The following is a 3,290-nucleotide window of genomic DNA, read 5'->3' on the forward strand; positions in this document are numbered from 1 at the left end:
ATTGTTCACTCGTCACCCACCCCACTTTCTCTTTGTGTGTTAGCCAAAATCGGTCGGGGGTGGGATTCCTCGCTCACCTGCTATCCCCCTCACCGCCAAGTGCTATCGCACTCTGGCGGGAGTACCCCGCAGTTCAGATGGCTGGTGTTAAATCCGCTGGAGCAGCCGCAGCAGGTTACGGTGGTGCTATTGGCGTTGCTACTTCAATAGGAGCAGCAAGTACGGGAACAGCTATCTCCAGCCTCAGTGGAGCAGCAGCTTGGAATGCAACCCTAGCATGGTTTGGCGGTGGAGCGATCGCTGCGGGTGGTGGTGGCATGGCTCTGGGTGCTGCTGTGCTAGGCGGCATCACTGTTTTACCAGCTTTAGCGATCGGGGGCTTTTTTGCTGCTCGTGAAGGTGAGAAAGCCATGACAAAGGCGCGAGAGTACGAAGCCCAAGTCAACAAAGCGATCGCAGAAATTAACGTTGCAAAAGACTTTTCGCAACAAGTAAAACGGCGTATTACTGAGTTGGGGGGTGTATTTGACTCTATTAACACTCGCGCTGTTGCAAGTCTTCATGAACTTGAATCTCAACCTTTTGATTCAAACAGGGATGCCGAAAAGTTTCAACAAGTAGCAATTCTGATGAAGGGACTTGTAGAAATTTTGAAAACCCCAGTCTTGAACGGTGAAGGCAAGCTCAACCTCGGCACTTTAACCATCCTAGAGAAATACCGTAACTTACCAGGCAAATAGACATGACAGCCAAGAGAGTTCCTGTAGAAGTTATTGGTGTAGGCTCCGCTGCTGAATGCTTGCGCGATATTGTTCAAGCCTACACCGAGTACAAGATAGTTGCAGAGGAAGAACAAACTAAACGGCGTGGCATCGAAGCTTGGGAAAAAGCAACCGTTGCCCAGATTAAAGCCAATCGTGATGCTCTGATAAAGTATCTCGATCGCTCGTTCGATGAACGTGCTAAAAACTTTCGCTTTCTGTTTGAACAAGTCGATCTGGCAATAGCAAACGATGATAATACCAAATTAACTTTAGCCCTGAATTCAATCACAGAAATAGCAAAGTCTAGTCCGTTTAAGGAACTCGCTGATTTAACCTCAGTCAGAGCTGCCCTTGACGATCCAGGCCATGAATGGGAGTTTTAATCCCAATTTGCGTCAGAGTTGCAAGGTTTGTGGTGGGCGATGCCCACCCTACATACTTAATTTCAGGAAGAATTCAAAATGGATGAAGTGATTAGAAAAGTGGCAGCCCTGGGACTGCCTGGTGTGTTACTTGCCATTGCAATAGCTACTACGGGTTTTGCCGGTGGTGCGGCTCTCACAACTGCACTTGCAGCACTTGGCGGCCCATTTGGAATGATCGGTGGTATAGCCGTTCTCGGAATTGCAGGCTTAGTTGCTGATGCTGTAGCTAAAGTTGGTATTGATAATTTCCTGGTGAAAGTTTATTGCCAGCGACGACAAAATGAGCAGCACAGCAAACTATTGACTGAAATTGGCAAACTGCCTGTATCCGATGACTTGAAGAACAGGCTACGATTGGTTGTTATGAATGGTAATGGGTGTTAGAACCTGACAATCAGATTTGCGTCTGTTCAATTGCAAGCGATCGCACCCTACTCCCGTAATAAAACTGGAGTGCGATCGCTCATACCATTAAAACTCAGGCACTTGAACTCGCCTGAGCGTCCCTTTCACGGTAAGCCAGGAACTGGAAAGACGCTGGCAGCACACGCGATCGCATCCAAAATCAAGCGCCCAATTTTAGTTGCCAGCTATGCTCAAATAGAGAGCATGTATCATGGCGAAGGGCCAAAGAATGTGGAGGCAATCTTTCAAGCAGCAGAGCGAGATAATGCTTTGCTATTTATAGACGAAGCAGATTCTTTGCTTTCCAAGCGACTAACAAATGTTACGCAAGGATCGGAACAAGCTATCAACTCGATGCGTAGCCAGTTACTTATATGTTTGGAGCGCTTTCGAGGCGTTGCGATCTTCTCCACAAATCTCGTCGAAAACTACGACAAAGCATTTGAAACACGGGTTCGCAATGTGCGTTTTCCTATGCCAGATGAAACCTGCCGTCGAGAGATTTGGAGACGACATCTTCCCGCACAAATGCCACTAGCAAAAGATGTGTCCCCACAACGACTTGCACAGGTGGAAGATGTTTGTGGTAGAGATATCAAGAATGCCGTCATCGATGCAGCAATGAGAGTTGCTCGTCAAGGCAAGGAGTATGTTGAACTCATGGATCTGCTTGAGTCTGTTGACCGCATTAAGGCGGCAAGGATTAACGCTACTCCTGAATCTGAAAAGTTAACACCAGAGGAAGAGGAGGAAGTACAAAAAAAGGTGAAGGAGGCTTTAGTTAAGAAGGAAAAAGAGACAAAAGATCCTGAGACTTCCGATAACAATAATCATGAGGTTCAATCAGGCTAGAGGCGATCGGCTTATTGTCAGTAGTGTTTGCGCTAATATTCCCGGTTTCTAGGAAAAATCGTGGTTTAGGTAACTAGATCTCGACGAAGAAACCGGGTTTCTGGCAAGGGATGCTGAAGACAAAGATGATGAATAAATAGCTTCAGGAGCGATCGCTCCTCACTCTTGCAGGAAAATAGAGGAGCGATCGCTCATACCATTAAAATTCAGGCACTTGAACTCCCCTGAGCGTCCCCGCATAATGCGTCATGCGTAAATCACTTGGGGTAACTGGGAAAGACGCGACAGCAGCTTACTGGACAATGGCGGAAGCTGACATCATTAAGATGGCTTTGGGCAATATTATCTCCATTTTTGACCAACACCCTTGTTGGCAAGCGCACATTGGGAATATGGCGCATGATGAAGTGGATGCGATCGCCTTATCTGATTATGCCCTAAGTGCTGCTGTGATTCAAAGTTCGATGCTTTGTGCAATGAGGCAATTCATCCGCACTATTCCTGTGGATGAGGGTGAGCCAAAATCAAGTTTAATTTGTCACTCTTGGGCAGAGAAGTGAGTCAAAAAATACCTGGCATTTGTCAGTTATTTTTCTGGATTAAATAGCAAATATATAGTGTTTGTGCGGTTAAATTTATCTGCTAATATTAAAGCGATTGCCACTGGATTTATAGTCTGGATAATTATAATATACCCAGCGAAAATTTGAGAGTTTCCCAATGGCTTACGCCGCGCAAAAGCTCCTAAGTTTTGAAACATTTTTGGAGCAATATCGTGACAATCCCCGCTATGAACTCGCTGACGGAGAATTAGTTGATAGGTCACCTACCGGGCCTCACGAAA

4 protein-coding genes and 1 pseudogene are annotated in these 3,290 nt (G+C 46.2%); all 5 read left to right on the forward strand.

Going from position 1 to position 3,290, the window contains the following annotated elements; all coding sequences use genetic code 11:
• Nucleotides 1–740 (forward strand): annotated as a pseudogene (locus ACE1CM_RS29375) (hypothetical protein); the annotation flags it as partial.
• Nucleotides 741–742: 2 nt separating this feature from the next.
• Entirely contained in the window at nucleotides 743–1,147 is a 405-nt protein-coding gene (locus ACE1CM_RS29380; RefSeq protein WP_374882393.1) for a hypothetical protein, read from the forward strand.
• 78 nt (nucleotides 1,148–1,225) lie between these two features.
• A complete protein-coding gene (locus ACE1CM_RS29385) occupies nucleotides 1,226–1,573 on the forward strand; it encodes a hypothetical protein (RefSeq protein ID WP_226592512.1) in 348 nt (115 codons plus the stop codon).
• Nucleotides 1,574–1,603: 30 nt separating this feature from the next.
• On the forward strand, nucleotides 1,604–2,446 hold the full coding sequence (locus ACE1CM_RS29390; RefSeq protein WP_374882394.1) for an ATP-binding protein: 843 nt from the start codon (nucleotides 1,604–1,606) through the stop codon (nucleotides 2,444–2,446).
• Nucleotides 2,447–2,694: 248 nt separating this feature from the next.
• Entirely contained in the window at nucleotides 2,695–3,006 is a 312-nt protein-coding gene (locus ACE1CM_RS29395; RefSeq protein ID WP_374882395.1) for a hypothetical protein, read from the forward strand.
• Nucleotides 3,007–3,290: the final 284 nt, after the last annotated feature.

The organism is Microseira sp. BLCC-F43 (assembly GCF_041929235.1).
Taxonomy (GTDB): domain Bacteria; phylum Cyanobacteriota; class Cyanobacteriia; order Cyanobacteriales; family Aerosakkonemataceae; genus Microseira.

Excerpts from the sequence above, each read along its gene's own strand:
- ACE1CM_RS29380 (WP_374882393.1), top strand. The coding sequence starts at position 743 with ATGACAGCCAAGAGAGTTCCTGTAGAAGTTATTGGTGTAGGCTCCGCT.
- ACE1CM_RS29385 (WP_226592512.1), top strand. The coding sequence starts at position 1,226 with ATGGATGAAGTGATTAGAAAAGTGGCAGCCCTGGGACTGCCTGGTGTG.
- ACE1CM_RS29395 (WP_374882395.1), top strand. The coding sequence starts at position 2,695 with ATGCGTAAATCACTTGGGGTAACTGGGAAAGACGCGACAGCAGCTTAC.